The 16,581-nt window shown below is 63.2% G+C and carries 17 protein-coding genes and 1 tRNA gene; 12 read left to right on the top strand and 6 right to left on the bottom strand.

The window, feature by feature from the left end; translation table 11 throughout:
• Positions 1–30: 30 nt before the first annotated feature.
• The 5 genes from ACZ52D_RS15800 to pdxH all read right to left on the bottom strand — a co-directional run bounded on the left by ACZ52D_RS15800 (position 31) and on the right by pdxH (position 2,540).
• Positions 31–174: a hypothetical protein gene (locus ACZ52D_RS15800; protein ID WP_464441911.1), complete on the bottom strand. Its 144-nt coding sequence runs from the start codon at positions 172–174 to the stop codon at positions 31–33.
• A 484-nt stretch (positions 175–658) separates the two neighbouring features.
• Positions 659–735, bottom strand: a tRNA-Pro gene (locus ACZ52D_RS15795).
• A gap of 43 nt (positions 736–778) precedes the next feature.
• Positions 779–1,231, bottom strand: coding sequence for a DUF192 domain-containing protein (locus tag ACZ52D_RS15790; protein ID WP_464441910.1), 453 nt, complete (start codon positions 1,229–1,231; stop codon positions 779–781).
• 31 nt (positions 1,232–1,262) lie between these two features.
• Complete coding sequence (locus ACZ52D_RS15785) at positions 1,263–1,802, bottom strand: cold-shock protein (RefSeq protein WP_222453093.1); 540 nt, start codon at positions 1,800–1,802, stop codon at positions 1,263–1,265.
• A 132-nt stretch (positions 1,803–1,934) separates the two neighbouring features.
• Positions 1,935–2,540 carry a pyridoxamine 5'-phosphate oxidase gene (gene pdxH, locus ACZ52D_RS15780; protein WP_464441908.1) on the bottom strand — a complete coding sequence of 202 codons (606 nt, stop codon included), beginning with the start codon at positions 2,538–2,540 and terminating at the stop codon, positions 1,935–1,937.
• A gap of 134 nt (positions 2,541–2,674) precedes the next feature.
• Here pdxH and fabI point away from each other — a divergent pair, with 134 nt between their 5' ends.
• From fabI to trpE, 5 genes are all read left to right on the top strand, one after another.
• Positions 2,675–3,478 (top strand): enoyl-ACP reductase FabI, encoded by an 804-nt coding sequence (fabI, locus tag ACZ52D_RS15775; protein ID WP_222453095.1) that lies wholly within the window; start codon positions 2,675–2,677, stop codon positions 3,476–3,478.
• An 83-nt stretch (positions 3,479–3,561) separates the two neighbouring features.
• Complete coding sequence (gene gpt / locus ACZ52D_RS15770) at positions 3,562–4,065, top strand: xanthine phosphoribosyltransferase (protein WP_222453096.1); 504 nt, start codon at positions 3,562–3,564, stop codon at positions 4,063–4,065.
• Between the two features lie 215 nt (positions 4,066–4,280).
• Complete coding sequence (locus tag ACZ52D_RS15765) at positions 4,281–5,456, top strand: aminotransferase (protein WP_464441906.1); 1,176 nt, start codon at positions 4,281–4,283, stop codon at positions 5,454–5,456.
• Between the two features lie 117 nt (positions 5,457–5,573).
• Positions 5,574–7,415, top strand: a complete 1,842-nt coding sequence (locus ACZ52D_RS15760; RefSeq protein ID WP_464441905.1) for a peptidyl-prolyl cis-trans isomerase — start codon at positions 5,574–5,576, stop codon at positions 7,413–7,415.
• Positions 7,416–7,429: 14 nt separating this feature from the next.
• Positions 7,430–8,941 (top strand): anthranilate synthase component I, encoded by a 1,512-nt coding sequence (gene trpE / locus ACZ52D_RS15755; protein WP_464441904.1) that lies wholly within the window; start codon positions 7,430–7,432, stop codon positions 8,939–8,941.
• A gap of 87 nt (positions 8,942–9,028) precedes the next feature.
• Here trpE and ACZ52D_RS15750 read toward each other — a convergent pair whose 3' ends face one another.
• Entirely contained in the window at positions 9,029–10,726 is a 1,698-nt protein-coding gene (locus tag ACZ52D_RS15750) for a divergent polysaccharide deacetylase family protein (protein ID WP_464441903.1), read from the bottom strand.
• A 192-nt stretch (positions 10,727–10,918) separates the two neighbouring features.
• Here ACZ52D_RS15750 and ACZ52D_RS15745 point away from each other — a divergent pair, with 192 nt between their 5' ends.
• From ACZ52D_RS15745 to lexA, 7 genes are all read left to right on the top strand, one after another.
• Positions 10,919–11,500 carry an anthranilate synthase component II gene (locus tag ACZ52D_RS15745; protein ID WP_369929370.1) on the top strand — a complete coding sequence of 194 codons (582 nt, stop codon included), beginning with the start codon at positions 10,919–10,921 and terminating at the stop codon, positions 11,498–11,500.
• Entirely contained in the window at positions 11,497–12,516 is a 1,020-nt protein-coding gene (gene trpD / locus ACZ52D_RS15740) for an anthranilate phosphoribosyltransferase (protein ID WP_464441902.1), read from the top strand. Before ACZ52D_RS15745 ends, trpD begins: the two co-directional genes overlap by 4 nt.
• On the top strand, positions 12,513–13,184 hold the full coding sequence (locus tag ACZ52D_RS15735) for a uracil-DNA glycosylase (protein WP_464441901.1): 672 nt from the start codon (positions 12,513–12,515) through the stop codon (positions 13,182–13,184). Before trpD ends, ACZ52D_RS15735 begins: the two co-directional genes overlap by 4 nt.
• Positions 13,181–13,993 carry an indole-3-glycerol phosphate synthase TrpC gene (trpC, locus tag ACZ52D_RS15730; RefSeq protein WP_222453104.1) on the top strand — a complete coding sequence of 271 codons (813 nt, stop codon included), beginning with the start codon at positions 13,181–13,183 and terminating at the stop codon, positions 13,991–13,993. The genes ACZ52D_RS15735 and trpC overlap by 4 nt, the downstream gene beginning before the upstream one ends.
• A gap of 16 nt (positions 13,994–14,009) precedes the next feature.
• Positions 14,010–14,480, top strand: coding sequence for a cyclic pyranopterin monophosphate synthase MoaC (moaC, locus tag ACZ52D_RS15725; RefSeq protein ID WP_464441899.1), 471 nt, complete (start codon positions 14,010–14,012; stop codon positions 14,478–14,480).
• Positions 14,481–15,653: a molybdopterin molybdotransferase MoeA gene (locus ACZ52D_RS15720; protein ID WP_464441898.1), complete on the top strand. Its 1,173-nt coding sequence runs from the start codon at positions 14,481–14,483 to the stop codon at positions 15,651–15,653.
• 154 nt (positions 15,654–15,807) lie between these two features.
• On the top strand, positions 15,808–16,524 hold the full coding sequence (lexA, locus tag ACZ52D_RS15715; RefSeq protein WP_464441896.1) for a transcriptional repressor LexA: 717 nt from the start codon (positions 15,808–15,810) through the stop codon (positions 16,522–16,524).
• The last annotated feature ends 57 nt before the right edge of the window (positions 16,525–16,581 follow it).

Raw genomic sequence — 16,581 nt, 5'->3', positions numbered from 1 at the left:
CACCGGCCACCCAAAGCAGAATCCAACTCCTCACCACGACATGGCGCGTCCAAGACCTGCGATGGCCAGACCAGATAGGTTGTCTGCTGTTATCAGCGTTGTTGCCGCGGCAATTAACCCCACCAGATTTAGTGCCAGTGCAACCGGTAAACACAATTTGACGTATTCCACCATAAAGGGTCAACGCAAAATTTACGCCTTTGAGGCCATCTTTGCTGTTGACGCTCTCAGCCGCATCGAGGGTCGCCGAAGCTGCGACGATTCATCCACAGATCGACACCAGAGCGGGGATGCAGGCGGTCGATCAAAGCCAGCCGTATTTCTTCCATCCGCCTAACAACTTGTCCGGAGCGCGTCAAATGCGACCGCATGCCCGCCAGGTGTGGCCGACCGGAAATTGCCCGTTTGGGTCGCGAAGATGCGGTGGCGTAGATTTTACGCTGGCACCTCTTTGGCTTGACGATCGCGGTTTTGGGAATGGCCGCTCGCGTCGCGCAATTGACGCCTCTTGGCGTCAGCCGGTTAACAAACCCCTAACAAGGGGTTAACAACCCCTTAACACCACCGCGCCGGTACACAGCGCACCTGGGCAGCAACAGAATCAGCCTGCCCGCCCCAGGAAAGGGCAAACAAGCGATCTGATCATTTTGATGATAAGTGGTCGGGGCGGCGAGATTCGAACTCACGACCCCCTGTACCCAAAACAGGTGCGCTACCAGACTGCGCCACGCCCCGGACCGTGCGCTTTCCTATATCCGCCTGACTGATTTGAAAAGCCCTAACAGGGCCAAACTGCGCTATCTTGCGAAAAAATTTCGTGTTGCATCTGGCTGCCGACGGCAATGCCATAACGACGCGCAAGCCCGGCGTTGATCTCCAGGACCGCAAACACCTCATTGCCGCCATGTATCGGCGTCAGATCCCCGGGAACCGCGTCTTCATGCACGCGCATTACCCGCCCCTGCCTGTCCAGAAAGATCAGATCCAGCGGGATCAGCGTGTTCTTCATCCAGAAGGCCACGGGCTGTGGGCGGTCGTACACGAACAACATCCCTGCCCCGCGAGGCAAGGTCTCGCGAAACATCAGCCCACGGGCGCGTTCGGCCTCGGTGTCAGCGATTTCAACGGTGAACGAGGTTTGCCCCCAATCGCCCCGCAGCTGCGCCTTATCGGCGGAGCAGCCTGCGAAGGCGGGTGCGGCGGCGACGCTCAGGAGCGCTGCAACGGCCATGCTGAGCAAAGCGCGCCGCAGCCCCATAGCGTCAGTCCCGTGTGTCCGAGGACAGCGCGGCTTCCCACGCCAGAACTTCCACAGCCATCCGGCCGCGCTTGCCGTCGATGACGCGCATAGCCAGCGCCTCACCCGGTTGCAGGTCCGCGAGGCCCGACTGGCGGAGCACTTCGACGTGCAGGAACACGTCTTCGTCCCGGCCAAAAACATTGGCAAAGCCGAACCCCTTGCCCTTGTCGAACCACTTCACCCGTGCAGGCTCCAGCGGCTCATCGCGCAGGCTGCTCATATCAAGATCGGCAAAATCGCTGAGCACCGGCGTGTCGCTGCGCTCGGGCGGCTGGATCGACAGAACCTCGACCGCTTGCACGCCGCGACCGGTCTGATGGGTCACCACTTCGATGCGGGCACCGTCTGCCACCGAGCTTTGTCCGAAATTACGCAAGACATTTACATGCAGCAGAATGTCCGGGCCGCTCTCGTCGGAAACCACGAACCCATAGCCCTTGGCCGGGTCGAACCACTTCACCAGCCCTTGTACCTGCTGCAAGCTGCTGAGATCTTCTGCCACTTAATGTTCCCACATATTTTTTATATTTTGACGCTGATCAGATGCGCGATTCTGACATTGGAGTTCAAGTTAAAAAGTCTTGAAATTGTCACGAATTCGCTATTGACCCACGGTTAACATTGGTTAATCCGATCAAGGATTCAAGCGGACAACCTCCCAATTCGCCGATAACTCCGTACGTCGCCAGCGAAAACGGTCATGCAGCCGGAAGGCGCCATCGGCCCAGAACTCAATTTCCAGCGGTGCCAAACGATAGCCCCCCCAGAACGGCGGACGCGCGGGGTTTGGCCCCTGTTTTGCCGTTACCTTGGCAACTTCGGCCAGCAGGGCCGCACGGCTTTCAAGCGGCTGCGATTGCTGCGAGGCCCAGGCCCCCAGCCGACTTTTGAGTGATCGTGACCGAAAATATTCATCTGCCTTGGCCCCGTCCTCCCGGGTGATCAGGCCGCGGACACGGATCTGGCGACGCAGGGTCTTCCAGTGCATCACGAAGGCCGCCTTTCCCGCCTGGTCCAGTTCCCGGGCCTTGGCGCTCTGGTAATTGGTGTAGAAGACAAAGGCGTCATCCTCGATCTCCTTCAGCAGAACCATCCGGCTGTTCGGCAATCCGGTTTCATCAACCGTGGCAAGCGCAATGGCGTTGGGATCGTTCGGTTCGCTGGTTTCCGCTTCGGCCAGCCAGGCCCGCGCGATGGCAAAAGGATCATCGCCTGCAAAAATTCCGGATCGGTCTGACATCGGACACCTCGGTTGAACTTTTCCCGCAACCTATGCAGCTTCCCGCCCCTCGACAAGGCCGTGAAGGCTTGATGCGGTGCGCCCAGCATATTAAACACCGCCTAATTCAATAGAACACAGGCGGAGTACCCTGCATGTCTAGTCAACTGATGGCCGGTAAACGCGGCCTCATCATGGGCCTGGCCAACGACAAATCGATTGCCTGGGGCATCGCCAAAGCTTGCGCCGAGGCCGGTGCTGAGCTGGCGTTTTCCTACCAGGGCGAGGCTCTGAAAAAGCGTGTCGGCCCGCTGGCCGAACAGCTGGGCAGCGACATCGTCCTGCCGTGTGACGTCTCCGACGAAGGGTCGATCGACGCTTTGTTCGCAGCGCTGGAAGAGAAATGGGGCAAGCTGGACTTCGTGGTGCACGCCATTGGCTTCTCCGACAAGAACGAACTGCGCGGCCGCTACGTCGACACCACCCGCGGCAACTTCCAGATGACCATGGACATCTCGGTGTATTCCTTCACCGCTGTTGCCAACCGCGCCGAAAAGATGATGAACGACGGCGGTTCGCTGCTGACGCTGACGTATTACGGCGCAGAGCAGGTGATGCCACATTATAATGTGATGGGTGTGGCCAAGGCCGCGCTGGAAGCCTCCGTGAAATACCTGGCCGAGGATCTGGGCAAGGACGGCATCCGCGTCAACGCGATCTCCGCCGGCCCGATCAAGACGCTGGCCGCGTCCGGCATCGGTGATTTCCGCTACATCATGAAGTGGAACGAATACAACTCGCCGCTGCGCCGCAACGTGACCATCGACGATGTCGGCAAATCCGCGCTTTACCTGTTGTCCGACCTCAGCTCCGGCGTGACCGGGGAGAACCTGCACGTGGACGCGGGCTATCATGTCGTCGGCATGAAGGCCGTGGACGCGCCGGATATCACCAAGTAACAAGAAACCAGCCACTCCAGCCTGATCCGGGCGAGCTTTCCCGGTTCAGGCACTCTGGCGCGACCTCGCGGGGAGCAAACACCATGACAGACCGTCTGCCACACGAAAAAGGCTTTCACATCAGCTGGGATCAGATCCACCGCGACAGCCGGGCCCTGGCCTGGCGCCTCGACGGCCAGGGGCCAAACGGCACGCCCTGGCGCGCCGTTGTGGCGATCACCCGCGGCGGCATGGCGCCCGCGATGATCGTCAGCCGCGAGCTGGACATCCGCACGGTCGACACCATTTCGGTGAAGTCCTACCACCATCAGGCCCAGGGTGAGGCCGAGGTTCTGAAGGCCCCGGATGCCAAGCTGATGGGCGACGGCGAGGGCGTGCTGATCATCGATGACCTCGTGGACAGCGGCAAGACGCTGGAGCTGGTGCGCCAGATGTACCCCAAGGCCCATTTCGCCACCGTTTACGCCAAGCCCAAGGGGCGTCCGATGGTCGATACCTTCATCACGGAAGTGAGCCAGGATACCTGGATCTTCTTCCCATGGGACATGGCGCTGCAATATGTCGAACCCTACCGCGGCAAGGACTGACCCCCTGCCCGGCTGACCGACCTGAGAACGGGGATGCGCCATCGTGGCGGCATCCCCGTTTTCTTTTAACGGAGCGCATTTGGTCCGCGCGGCCCGGTCTGAAACCGGATTTCCTGCGCACCTTTACAGCTTGAGGTACACCAGACGCCGTGTCAGACATGTCGCGCCGCAAGAGCACCAAGAATATTTCAACATTGCCGCCGACAGGACATTGCATGACTACCCCCCGCACACAGGCCACCTTTGTCTCGCCCATCGTCGAATCGCGCCGCTGGCTTGACGGCGTGGACTTCCCCAAAAACCGGCCTCTGCTGAACGTCAGCCAGGCGGCTCCCGCCGAAGCCCCGCCCGAAGGGCTGCGCCGGGCCATGGCCGAGGCCGTCCTGCAGGACACCGCCGCGCATCTCTATGGGCCCGTGCTGGGCAACCCGGACCTGCGGCAGGCGCTGGCGGCACAGATCTCCAGCCATTACGAAGCACAGATCACGGCGGATCAGGTAGCCATCACCTCCGGCTGCAACCAAGCCTTTGCCGCCACCATATCGGCTCTCTGCGGCGAAGGCGATGATGTCATCATCCCGGTCCCTTGGTACTTCAATCACAAGATGTGGCTGGACATGACCGGCGTCCGCGCGCAGCCGCTCCAGGTCGGGCCGGGCATGCTGCCCTCGGTCGCCGAGGCCGAGGCGCTGATCACGCCCCGCACGCGGACCATCGTGCTGGTCACGCCCAACAACCCGACCGGCGTCGAATACCCCGCCGAATTGCTCCGCGACTTCTTTGAGCTCGCGCGCGCCCGGGGCCTCACGCTGATTTTGGACGAGACCTATCGCGATTTCGACAGCCGCGAGGGCGCGCCGCACGGGCTTTTCCAGTTGCCGAACTGGCCCGAGACGCTGATCCACCTCTATTCGTTCTCCAAGGCCTACCGGCTTACCGGGCACCGGGTCGGCGCGATTGCCGCCGCACCGGCCAGGCTGTTTGAAATGGAGAAGTTCCTCGACACCGTCACCATCTGTCCGGCGCAGCTCGGACAGATCGGCGCGCTTTGGGGGATCGAAAACCTTGGCAGCTGGCTGGCAGAGGAACGTCGGGAAATCCTTGCCCGGCGCGCCGCCATCGAAGCTGGGTTTCCCACCCTTGCTGCCCGGGGTTGGAAACTCCTGGGGTGCGGGGCCTATTTCGCCTATGTCGAGCATCCCTTCAAGCAAAGCGCCGAGGACATCGCGCGCAGGCTGGTCGCCGAGGCCTCGGTGCTGATGTTGCCGGGCTCGATGTTCATGCCGGCGGACAATCCGGACGGCGCGCGACAGTTCCGGATTGCTTTTGCCAATGTCGATGTCGACGGCATCGCAGAGTTGTTCGACCGGCTGGCGGCATTCGACGCCTGAAGCGTTCCGGGCACACCGCAATCACCTTGCTCCGCTGCGAGCAGCCGCGTATTCAGTCAGCGGCATTTATTCCCGTCGGGGCCGCTCCCCGCAGGACACATCACTAAAGAGGGCATCATGGCCGCAGGCATGAAAAAGCTATCAAAAACCTTTGTCTGGATCCTGATGGGGATGCTGATCGTGGGTCTCGCCGGTTTCGGCGCGGTGAACTTCACCAGCTCGGCGTCGTCTGTTGCTCGCGTCGGCGATCAGGAAGTGCGCATTGCCGACTACGTGCGCGAGCTGCGTCGTGAGCAACAGTCGCTGCAATCCCAGACCGGCCAGCCCGTCACCATGGCGCAGCTCAGCGCCTTCGGGATTGACCGCATGGTTCTTGGACGGCTGATCTCAATCGCTGCCCTCGATCACGAAGCGGCCGAACTGGGACTGTCGATTGGCGACGAAAACCTGATCAAGGAACTTGCCGCCATTGACGCGTTCCAAGGCGTGGACGGCAAATTCGACCGCGAGGCCTACAGCTTTGCGCTCAACAATGTCGGGTTGAGCGAAAACGAATTCGAGGCCGATCTTCGCCGCGAGGCCGCACGCACCCTGATCCAAGGCGCGATACTGGCTGGCGCTGACATGCCTGACACGCTGACGAAAACGCTGACCGACTACATCGGTGCGCGCCGCAGCTTCTCCTACGTGCAGCTGAATGCAGGCGACATTGCCCTCACCGCCGAGGTGCCGTCGGACGAAACTCTGCGGGAATATTACGACGCGCATCAGCAGCGGTTCATGCTCCCGGAAACCAAGGTCATCACCTATGCAGCGCTGCGTCCCGACATGCTGCTGGACGAAATCGAAATCCCGGAGGAAAATCTGGAGAAACTGTTCCACGATCGTGCCGACCAGTACCAGCAGCCTGAGCGGCGGCTGGTCGAACGCCTGGTCTTCGCGGACGAAGACCGCGCCGCCAGCGCCAAGGCGCAGCTGGAAACCGGTGGCGCCACCTTTGAAAGCCTGGTCGAAAGCCGCGGCCTCAACCTGCAGGACATCGACTTGGGCGACGTTGCAATGGGCGAACTCGGCGCGGCTGGCGAAGCGGTCTTCTCGGCGGAAGTTGGCGATGTCGTGGGCCCGCTGCCCTCGGATCTCGGCCCTGCCCTGTATCGTGTGAACGGCCGCCTCGAAGCACAGATCACCCCGTTTGAGCAGGCGGAACCCGAACTGCGCGAAGAGCTGGCATCCGACCGCGCCCGTCGCCTGGTGGAGGCTCAGTCGGAAGACATCGACGATATGCTGGCCGGCGGTGCCACCCTCGAGGAACTGGCAACCGAGAACGGCCTGGAGCTGGCCCAGATCCACTGGACTGGCGAAGACAGCGAAGGCATCGCCGCCTACCAGGAATTCCGCGCCGCCGCCGCCAAGGTGACCGAGGAAGACTTCCCCGAGGTGGACTTTCTCGAGGATGGCAGCCTGTTTGCCCTGCGCCTTGACGAAATTCTGCCCGAACGCCCGCAGCCCTTTGCCGAGGCGCGCGACAAGGTTCTCGCAGCATGGCAGGCTGATCGACTGGCTGCCGCCCTGCGCGACCAGGGCGAAGCAGTCCTTGCCGCCGCCGAAGACGCCGACAGCTTTGCCGAGGATGCGGAAGTCATCACCGAGAACGGCCTGACCCGCACCGCCTACCTGGAGAGCGTTCCGGCCGACCTGATGGAGCAGGTGTTCGAAATGCAGCCGGGCGAATTCCGCCTTGTGCAGGATGAGAACTCCGTCGTGGTCGTGCGTCTCAACAGCACCCTGCCGCCCGAGGAAAGCGATGACCTGGCCCTGCTGACCCAGGCCCTCGGCGCGCAGCTCGACCAGTCGCTGGGACAGGCGCTGTTCCAGGCCTACATGCAGGACGTGCAAACCCGCGCGGAGCCCCGCGTTGACCAGCAGGCGCTGAACGCAGCGCAGGCCAACTTCCAGTAACATAGGCACGGACCATGGCTCTGACCCCGGATTTCGACACATTTGCAAAGGCGTATGAGGCCGGTGAAAACCAGGTTGTCTACGCCCGCCTGGCTGCCGATCTCGACACCCCCGTGTCGCTGATGCTCAAACTGACAGGCGCCCAGAAGGACGCCTTCATGCTGGAGTCCGTCACTGGCGGCGAAGTGCGCGGACGCTACTCGATCATCGGCATGAAACCCGATCTCGTCTGGCGCTGCCATGGGGAGCAGTCCTCGCTGAACCGGTCCGCACGGTTTGACGCCGAGGCTTTTAGGCCGCAGGACGGCAACCCCTTGGACAACCTGCGCGCCCTGATCGCCGAAAGCAGGATTGACCTCCCCGACGATCTGCCACAGGCCGCGGCGGGTCTATTCGGCTATCTCGGCTATGACATGATCCGCCTGGTCGAGCACCTGCCGGACTTGAACCCGGACCCGCTCGGGCTGCCGGATGCACTGATGATGCGCCCCTCTGTCATCGCCGTGCTCGATGGCGTCAAGGGCGAGGTCACGGTGGTCTCACCTGTGTGGGTCAGCGAAGGGCAGACCGCCCGCGCCGCCTATGCCCAGGCGGCGGAACGGGTGATGGACGCCGTGCGGGATCTGGAACGCTCCATGCCGTCGGAAAGCCGCGATCTGGGCGACGCCGACGAGGTCGCGCCGCCACAGTCAAACTTCACCAAGGACGGCTACATGGCCGCGGTCGAGAAGGCCAAGGAGTACATCCGCGCAGGCGACATCTTCCAGGTGGTTCCGGCACAGCGCTGGACCCAGGAATTCCGTCAACCGCCGTTTGCGCTCTATCGTTCGCTGCGCCGCACCAACCCGTCGCCGTTCATGTTCTACTTCAACTTCGGCGGCTTCCAGGTGGTTGGCGCAAGCCCCGAAATCCTGGTCCGCGTCTTCGGGCAGGAGGTCACAATCCGTCCGATCGCGGGCACCCGCCCCCGCGGTGCAACGCCCGAAGAAGACAAGGCGCTGGAGGCCGACCTGCTGGCCGACAAGAAGGAGCTGGCGGAACATCTGATGCTGCTGGACCTCGGTCGCAACGACACTGGCCGGGTTTCCAAGATCGGCACCGTGCGCCCGACCGAGAAGTTCATCATTGAACGCTACAGCCACGTGATGCACATCGTTTCCAACGTCGTCGGTGAACTGGCCGAGGAGAAGGACGCGCTGGACGCCTTCTTTGCCGGTATGCCGGCGGGCACCGTCTCCGGCGCCCCCAAGGTGCGCGCGATGGAAATCATCGATGAGCTGGAGCCGGAGAAGCGCGGCATCTACGGCGGCGGTGTCGGCTATTTTTCCGCAGGTGGCGACATGGACATGTGCATCGCGCTGCGCACCGCCATCGTCAAGGATCAGAAGCTCTACATCCAGGCCGGGGGCGGCGTTGTCTATGACAGCGATCCAGAGGCGGAATACATGGAAACCGTGCACAAGTCGAATGCCATCCGGCGCGCCGCGGCAGACGCTGCGCGTTTCACTGGAAACGGCAACCGCTGAACGGTGGAAAACCGCATCGGCAGGTGTCTGTCGAGATATATTCCGGCCAACCGAAGCGGCGCCCGATCCGGGCGCCGTTTTTTATGGTTATTTCGGCGGTAGCTTGGCCAGTAGGCTGGCGGACACCGGTGCCAGGGCGACGCGGCTCGCCCGGTCCTGAAGCCCCCAGATCAGCAGGGCGGAAATCGTATCCGGCCGCAGCCGGCCCAACATGATCACCGCGCCCTCCTGCCCGGCCCGGAAGGCCGCCTGATCCAAGAAGCGCCGGATCGCGCGCGGGTCCTGCCCGGCACCGTCGAAATCCCGGAACACCACGCCCGCGGGAACCCCGTCACGCAGCGCCAGTTTCTGCACCGTGTTCAAGCCGCTGTTCTGGGTCACCAGCCCGTAACCGGCTGACGCGGCCACGGCCGCAACCTGATCCGCCAGCGGGCGGTTTCCCTGCACCCCGGTCTCCACGCCTTCGAGGATGGCCACCGCTTCGGGCAATTGCCGCCGCCAGACCTCCAGCGCCGTTTCGGCATCCTGCGGCGCAGCGTCGCGGGGCAAGTCGGCCAGCATCAGGACTTCGAACCCGGCCGCGCGCCGCGCGGCCATTTTGGCGGCGGCATCGGGATCCTCCGGGTCGATTGCAAAGCTCAAGGGATAGGGAAACTCCGCCAGCGCTTCGGCTCCGACAGCGCCCTCATCGTCGATCAGTACAATGGACATCAGCGGCCGCCCGTCCGGGTTCTCGAAGGGTTCTGAGTAAGCCGCAAAAGGCAGTACCCCGGATGCAACTGCGCTGATCCGCTCCTCGTCATCGCGCTCGGTCAAGGGTACCACCGGCGTCCCGATCTGCGGCGACAGGCTGGCGGTGTCCTCTACCTGATCGGTCTCGGCCTCACCTGAAGGCGTTTCCGTTTCAGGCAGGTCGGTGTCGCTTGCCTCGGTCTCCGGCTCTGAGGGCGCAATGCCGATCACAGGCAGCGTCGTGGCGCGCGGCGGGGAGCCAATGTCCGGAGCCTGCGACACAGCCTCACCAGAGGGCGGAGTGACAATCGTCACCGCATCGGATCGAGGGGCGTCCTCGGGTGCGACAACGGGGTCATCACTTGGCGGAAGTGTCGCCAGAACGTCTTCCTCAACCGCTTCGCGGTCATCGGCGTCGCTTTCCACCGGCAGCGGCGCAGGGTCGGTCGCGGCGCCAACGGCAGCCTCGGTCTGCGGCGCAGGCGGGACCTCGGGCTGTTGCAGCTGCGTCTGCGGCTCCGTTACCGTTTCTGCCCCACCGACCGCGGGCGCCTGCGCAACATCCGGTCCAGCCGTCTCGGCGATTGCCGTATCCGCGCTCACCTCAGGGCGTTGCGTCGGCGTGGTATCTGCATCTGCCAAAGCACTCAAATCGTCAGGGGCCACCAGCGAACCAGGGCCGGTCGGCTGCGCCTCGGCGAGGTCAGCGTCTCGCGCCAGTTCCTGCGTCGGCGCGTCCTGTCCGCTTGGCGCGCCATTCGGCAACTGTGGCGTGGCACCGGTTTCAGGTGCTGGGGACAGCGGCGCATCGCTTGCAGCCTCGTTGCGCGCATCCGCATTGTCGGCGGTCTCGACCATCTCGGGCGCAGGCTGCGACCTCGAACCGGCCTCCGCAGGGCTTGGGTCCAGATCACCTGTAGCGCCAACCGGCTGATCCGCCGTTGGTGCGCCGGAGGTCAGCCGCTCGGGCAATGGCACCGACAGCGACAACATCATCATCCCGCCTGCAGCCAGCAACGCTCCGACACTCACGCCGCCCAGAAATCCCCGCATGCCTGTTCTGCCTCTCAATCCGTATTGCCTGTGGCGCGTCCGACTGCGAATTCGACCGCGGGCCTGTTGCCGCCCGCTCCGGTCAATCGCCTTTCCTGCCCTTGACGCTGCCTCTTATCCCTGAACATGTATGTTGCAACGACTATACTGCGGCGCGGCCCCCGCCCGCCACCCTTAAAAGAGCCCGCCAAGATGCTGCTGCTGATCGACAACTACGACTCCTTTACCTACAACCTCGTCCATTACCTCGGTGAGCTTGGCGCGGAGATGGAAGTGCGCCGAAACGATGCCATCGACGTGCAGGAAGCCATGGCCATGAAGCCCGCGGGCATCCTGCTGTCGCCGGGCCCCTGTGATCCGGACCAGGCGGGCATCTGCCTCGCCCTGACAGAAGCCGCCGCCGAAACCCGCACGCCGCTGCTTGGCGTTTGCCTTGGCCATCAGACCATCGGACAGGCCTTTGGTGGCAAGGTGGTGCGCTGCCATGAGATCGTGCACGGCAAGATGGGCGCGATGCACCACAAGGATGTCGGCCTTTTCAAAGGCTTGCCCTCCCCGTTTGAGGCAACACGCTACCACTCTCTGGTGGTGGAGCGCGAAACGCTTCCCGCCTGCCTGGAGGTCACCGCAGAATTGGAAGACGGGACCATCATGGGGCTTCAGCATCGGGACCTTCCGATTCACGGGGTGCAGTTCCACCCCGAGTCCATTGCCTCGGAACACGGCCACGCGTTGCTGAAAAACTTTCTTGACGTGATGAAGGTGCCGGCATGAGCGAACAGCTGAAACCGCTGATCGGTGCCGCCGCCGAACGCTCCCTGACCCGCGCGGAGGCTGAGCAAGCCTTTACCCTGTTGTTCGAAGGCGAAGCCACACCCAGCCAGATCGGCGGGTTGTTGATGGCGATGCGCACCCGGGGTGAAAGCGTTGATGAATACGCCGCGGCGGCCGCCGTGATGCGCGCCAAGTGCAACCCGGTCAAGGCCCCGGCCGGAGCCATCGACATCGTCGGCACCGGAGGGGACGGCAAGAACACGTTGAACATCTCCACCGCGACGGCCTTTGTCACCGCCGGCGCTGGCGTGGTGGTGGCCAAGCATGGCAACCGCAACCTCAGCTCCAAATCCGGCACCGCGGATCTGCAATCGCAGATGGGGATCAACGTGATGATCGGGGCCAAGGTCGTGGAGAAGGCCATAAACGAGGCCGGGATCGGCTTCATGATGGCGCCCATGCACCACCCCGCGGTGGCGCATGTCATGCCGACCCGGTCCGAGCTGGGCACTCGCACGATCTTCAACATTCTCGGCCCTTTGACCAATCCAGCAAACGTCAAGCGGCAATTGACCGGTGCGTTCAGCCGCGATCTGATCCGTCCGATGGCTGAAACGCTCAAGGCACTGGGCGCCGAGTGCGCATGGCTGGTTCATGGCTCCGATGGCACGGACGAGCTGACAATCACGGGTGTAAGCTGGGTCTCGGCACTGGAAGAAACCGGTGAAATCAACGACATGGAAGTCCACCCTGAACAGGCTGGCTTGCCCGTGCACCCGTTCGAGGCGATCGTCGGCGGCACGCCCGAGGACAACGCGAAAGCCTTCCGGGCCCTGCTGGCTGGCGAACCCTCCGCCTATCGTGATGCGGTGTTACTGAACGCCGCTGCCGCCTTGGTCGTGGCAGGCCATGCCTCGGATCTGAAGGACGGCGTGGCCAAGGCTGCTGACTCCATCGACAGCGGTGCGGCCAAGGCCAAGGTCGAGGCGCTCGCCCGGATCACATCACAAGCATGACCGAGCTGCCGTCCGGGCTGGGCCAATGGGCCCAGCTTCCATTTTTCTCGGATCACTGGCCGGCCATTGCGTCTGCCTTGCGCGCGGATCAGCGAGACATTCTGCCGCCAGCGTCGCAACGGTTTGCGGCACTGGAGCTGACCCAGCCGGACGCCACACGCGTGGTTATCCTGGGGCAGGATCCCTATCCCACGCCGGGTCATGCGCATGGGCTGGCGTTCTCCACGGCACCGGACGTGCATCCTCTCCCCCGCTCCTTGTCGAATATCTACAAGGAGTTGGAGGATGATCTTGGCATCCGCCGCCCCAATGGAGACTTGCGCGGTTGGGCGCAGCAAGGCGTTTTGCTGCTGAATACGGCGCTCACCGTTCCAGCCGGGGCGGCGAACGCGCATCAGAACTTGGGCTGGCAGCATCTGGTTCACCAGGTCCTGGCGCTCACCTCGTCTCGGCCAACGGCATTTCTCCTTTGGGGAAATGCTGCGCAAAAGCTTGAAAAACATATCAAACCGGGCGATCACCTGATCCTGAAAACCGCGCATCCCTCGCCACTTTCGGCGCGGCGCGGCTTCTTCGGCTCACGACCCTTTTCGCGGGTTAACACTTGGCTCGCCGCCCGTGGCGAAGATACCATAGACTGGAACGCAGGAACGGAGGCACCGGCATGACCGAAAACGTGCTCGACAAGATCAAGGCCTACAAGCTCGAAGAAGTGGCCGCGGACAAATCTGCCAAACCGCTCGAAGCAGTGGAGGCCGAGGCCCGCGAGGCCTCGCCTGTGCGCGGCTTTGCCCGCAGCCTGATGCGCGCAAGCCGGACCGGGTATGGCCTGATTGCAGAAATCAAGAAAGCCAGCCCCTCCAAGGGATTGATCCGCCCGGACTTCAATCCGGCCGAGCTGGCCAAAGCCTATGAGGCAGGCGGCGCGACCTGTCTTTCGGTGCTGACCGACACGCCCAGCTTCCAGGGGGCCAAATCCTTCCTGACCGAGGCCCGCGATGCCTGCGCCCTGCCCGCGCTGCGCAAGGATTTCATGTATGACCCCTACCAGGTCGCCGAGGCCCGGGCCTTGGGGGCGGACTGCATCCTCATCATCCTCGCCTCCGTGTCCGATGCCCAGGCGCAAGAGCTGGAGCAATGCGCCTTTGACTGGGAAATGGACGTGCTTCTGGAAGTGCACGACGAGCAAGAGCTGGAACGCGCCTGCCTGTTGAAATCGCCGCTGATGGGGATCAACAACCGCAACCTCAAGACCTTCGAGACCTCGCTGGACACCACCCGCACCCTGTCGCGTCTGGTGCCGCCGGATCGCACGATCGTTTGCGAAAGCGGCCTGTTCACGCCGCAGGATCTGGCCGACATGGCTCGCTATGGCGCCCGCAACTTCCTGATCGGCGAAAGCCTGATGCGACAAGAGGACGTGGCCACGGCAACCCGCAAGATCCTGGACAACCCTCTGACGCCAAACGCCATGTAATTCAGGGAGTTACAGGATGAGCCTTACGCATTTTGACGCCAAGGGCGACGCCCATATGGTCGATGTCTCCGACAAGGAAGTAACCGCGCGGATCGCCACCGCCGAGGGCTATGTCAGCATGGCCCCGGCGACCTATGACATCATCGCGGAAGGCCGCGCCAAGAAGGGTGACGTCCTCTCCGTGGCGCGCCTCGCCGGCATCATGGGGGCAAAGAAAACACCCGACCTGATCCCGCTCTGCCACCCGCTGCCCGTCACCAAGGTCGCGGTTGACCTGACTCTTGACCCCGACCTGCCTGGGGTGCGCATTACCGCCACCGTCAAAACCACCGGACAGACCGGCGTCGAGATGGAAGCACTCACCGCAGTTTCCACCGCAGCGCTGACCGTTTACGACATGACCAAGGCCGTGGACAAGGCGATGCAAATCGGCGGCATCCGCGTCACGCTAAAAGATGGCGGAAAATCAGGCAGGTATGAGGCTTAAATGATCTCGGTCGACGACGCGCGCACGCAACTCCTGGCGCTGGTTCGCCAGCTCGAGGCAGAGACCGTACCCCTCGCCGAGGCCGCGGGCCGGGTGCTCGCGCAGGATGTTGTGGCACGTCGTGACCAGCCTCCCTTCTCGGCCTCTGCCATGGATGGCTACGCCGTCAACGCCGCCGAGGTCGAGCGCCATGCCATGTTCAAGGTGATCGGCGAAGCCGCCGCCGGTCACGGGTTCCAGGGACGTGTCGGTGCCGGCCAGGCCGTGCGGATCTTCACCGGCGCGCCGGTCCCGGACGGCGCAAGTTTCGTTGTCATCCAGGAGGATGTGAGCCGCACCGGTGATCTCATCACCATCACCTCCGAACCCGGTGCGAACAGCAACATCCGCCCCCGCGGAGGCGATTTCCTTGCCGGGCAGACGGTATCGTCGCCCCGGCTTCTGACCGCCGCCGATATCGCCTTGCTGGCCGCGATGAACATTCCATCCGTCCCGGTGACTCGCCGCCCCGAGGTCGCGCTGATCTCGACCGGGGATGAACTGGTAATGCCGGGTGACACCCCGGAAGCGGATCAAATCATCGTTTCCAACACCTTCGGCCTGAAAGCGATGCTCGACGGGCTGGGCGCACGTGCGCGGATCCTGCCGATTGCACGCGACACCAGGAGCGCTTTGCGCACCGCCTTCGAACTGGCGGAGGGCGCAGACCTGGTGGTTACCATCGGAGGAGCCTCTGTCGGCGATCATGATCTTGTCGCGGATGTGGCCGCGGACCTCGGGTTGCAGCGATCCTTCTACAAGGTGGCGATGCGCCCCGGCAAACCCCTGATGGCTGGCCGCATGAACGCCGCCGCCATGGTTGGCCTGCCCGGCAACCCGGTCTCGGCCATGGTCTGTGGCCAGGTGTTTCTGGCGCCGATGATCCGCGCCATGCTGGGATTGCCCACAACCGAGCCTGCGTTCCAAACAGCCCGATTGGCCAAGGCGCTGCCTGCCAACGGCCCGCGCGAGCATTACATGCGCGCGCTGCTTGACGCCGAGGGGTTGCAGGCTTTTGACAACCAGGACAGCTCTCTTTTGACCGTCCTCGCCAAGGCCAACGCCCTTCTCGTCCGCCCGCCGCATGACCCGGCGCGCCGCGTCGGCGAAATGGTCCGTTACCTCCCCATCTGACCCGCGCGTTCAGCGCCGCCGAGGTCCTGCGTCTGGTTCTATCGTGTTCCTGTGTTGCCCGTATGTTCGTCAACCTGCGGCCGAGCGGTTGACACAAAACGGGAACATGAATAGAACAAAAGAAAACAGGACCCACGCCGCGGAGGGAGCAACGATGCTCACGAAAAAACAGCTGGATTTGCTCGAATTCATTCACAAACGCCTGCAACGGGACGGCGTGCCACCCAGTTTTGACGAGATGAAGGTCGCGCTGGATCTGCGCTCCAAATCGGGCATCCACCGGCTGATTACGGCTTTGGAGGAACGCGGCTTCATCCGCCGTCTGGCTCACCGGGCCCGCGCGATCGAGATTCTGCGCCTTCCCGAAAGCCTCGGCGGCGGCTCGGAGCCGCAAAACGCCGGGACCGAGGCGCAAGGATTTTCCCCGACCGTGATCGAGGGCGGACAGGACCGCGCGTCTGCCCGCACATCGGCGCGGCACAGTTCGGCGGTGGAATTGCCGGTGATGGGCCGCATTGCCGCGGGCGTCCCGATCGAGGCTATCAGCCAGGTGTCACATCAGGTCACGGTTCCCGGCGGCATGATTTCCCCGAACGGCCAGCATTTCGCGCTGGAAGTAAAGGGCGACTCGATGATCGAAGCCGGGATCAACAACGGTGATATCGTTGTCATCCGCGAGACCGAGGCCGCGGACGACGGTGATATTGTCGTGGCGCTGGTCGAAGGTCACGAAGCGACCCTGAAACGATATCACCGTGAGGGCAGCATCATCGCGCTGGAAGCCGCGAACCCGGCCTATGAAACCCGCCGCTATCCCGAAGAGCAGGTCCGCATCCAGGGGCTTCTGGTTGGCCTGATCCGCACTTACTGAGCACTTGTTTCGCAACGGCAGGAAGTGACGCCGTTCACCTGCACCGGTCAGGAACAG

It is taken from the genome of Leisingera sp. S2M4, assembly GCF_055398055.1.
The sequence above is the reverse complement of the archived record's forward strand: the minus strand, read 5'-3'. Positions and strand labels throughout refer to the sequence as shown.

Bases quoted from the DNA above. Each gene is read 5' to 3' on its own strand.
- ACZ52D_RS15800 (WP_464441911.1), bottom strand. From the start codon at position 174: ATGGTGGAATACGTCAAATTGTGTTTACCGGTTGCACTGGCACTAAAT.
- ACZ52D_RS15790 (WP_464441910.1), bottom strand. From the start codon at position 1,231: ATGGCCGTTGCAGCGCTCCTGAGCGTCGCCGCCGCACCCGCCTTCGCA.
- pdxH (WP_464441908.1), bottom strand. From the start codon at position 2,540: ATGTCAGACCGATCCGGAATTTTTGCAGGCGATGATCCTTTTGCCATC.
- fabI (WP_222453095.1), top strand. From the start codon at position 2,675: ATGTCTAGTCAACTGATGGCCGGTAAACGCGGCCTCATCATGGGCCTG.
- gpt (WP_222453096.1), top strand. From the start codon at position 3,562: ATGACAGACCGTCTGCCACACGAAAAAGGCTTTCACATCAGCTGGGAT.
- ACZ52D_RS15765 (WP_464441906.1), top strand. From the start codon at position 4,281: ATGACTACCCCCCGCACACAGGCCACCTTTGTCTCGCCCATCGTCGAA.
- ACZ52D_RS15760 (WP_464441905.1), top strand. From the start codon at position 5,574: ATGGCCGCAGGCATGAAAAAGCTATCAAAAACCTTTGTCTGGATCCTG.
- trpE (WP_464441904.1), top strand. From the start codon at position 7,430: ATGGCTCTGACCCCGGATTTCGACACATTTGCAAAGGCGTATGAGGCC.
- ACZ52D_RS15750 (WP_464441903.1), bottom strand. From the start codon at position 10,726: ATGCGGGGATTTCTGGGCGGCGTGAGTGTCGGAGCGTTGCTGGCTGCA.
- ACZ52D_RS15745 (WP_369929370.1), top strand. From the start codon at position 10,919: ATGCTGCTGCTGATCGACAACTACGACTCCTTTACCTACAACCTCGTC.
- trpD (WP_464441902.1), top strand. From the start codon at position 11,497: ATGAGCGAACAGCTGAAACCGCTGATCGGTGCCGCCGCCGAACGCTCC.
- ACZ52D_RS15735 (WP_464441901.1), top strand. From the start codon at position 12,513: ATGACCGAGCTGCCGTCCGGGCTGGGCCAATGGGCCCAGCTTCCATTT.
- trpC (WP_222453104.1), top strand. From the start codon at position 13,181: ATGACCGAAAACGTGCTCGACAAGATCAAGGCCTACAAGCTCGAAGAA.
- moaC (WP_464441899.1), top strand. From the start codon at position 14,010: ATGAGCCTTACGCATTTTGACGCCAAGGGCGACGCCCATATGGTCGAT.
- ACZ52D_RS15720 (WP_464441898.1), top strand. From the start codon at position 14,481: ATGATCTCGGTCGACGACGCGCGCACGCAACTCCTGGCGCTGGTTCGC.
- lexA (WP_464441896.1), top strand. From the start codon at position 15,808: ATGCTCACGAAAAAACAGCTGGATTTGCTCGAATTCATTCACAAACGC.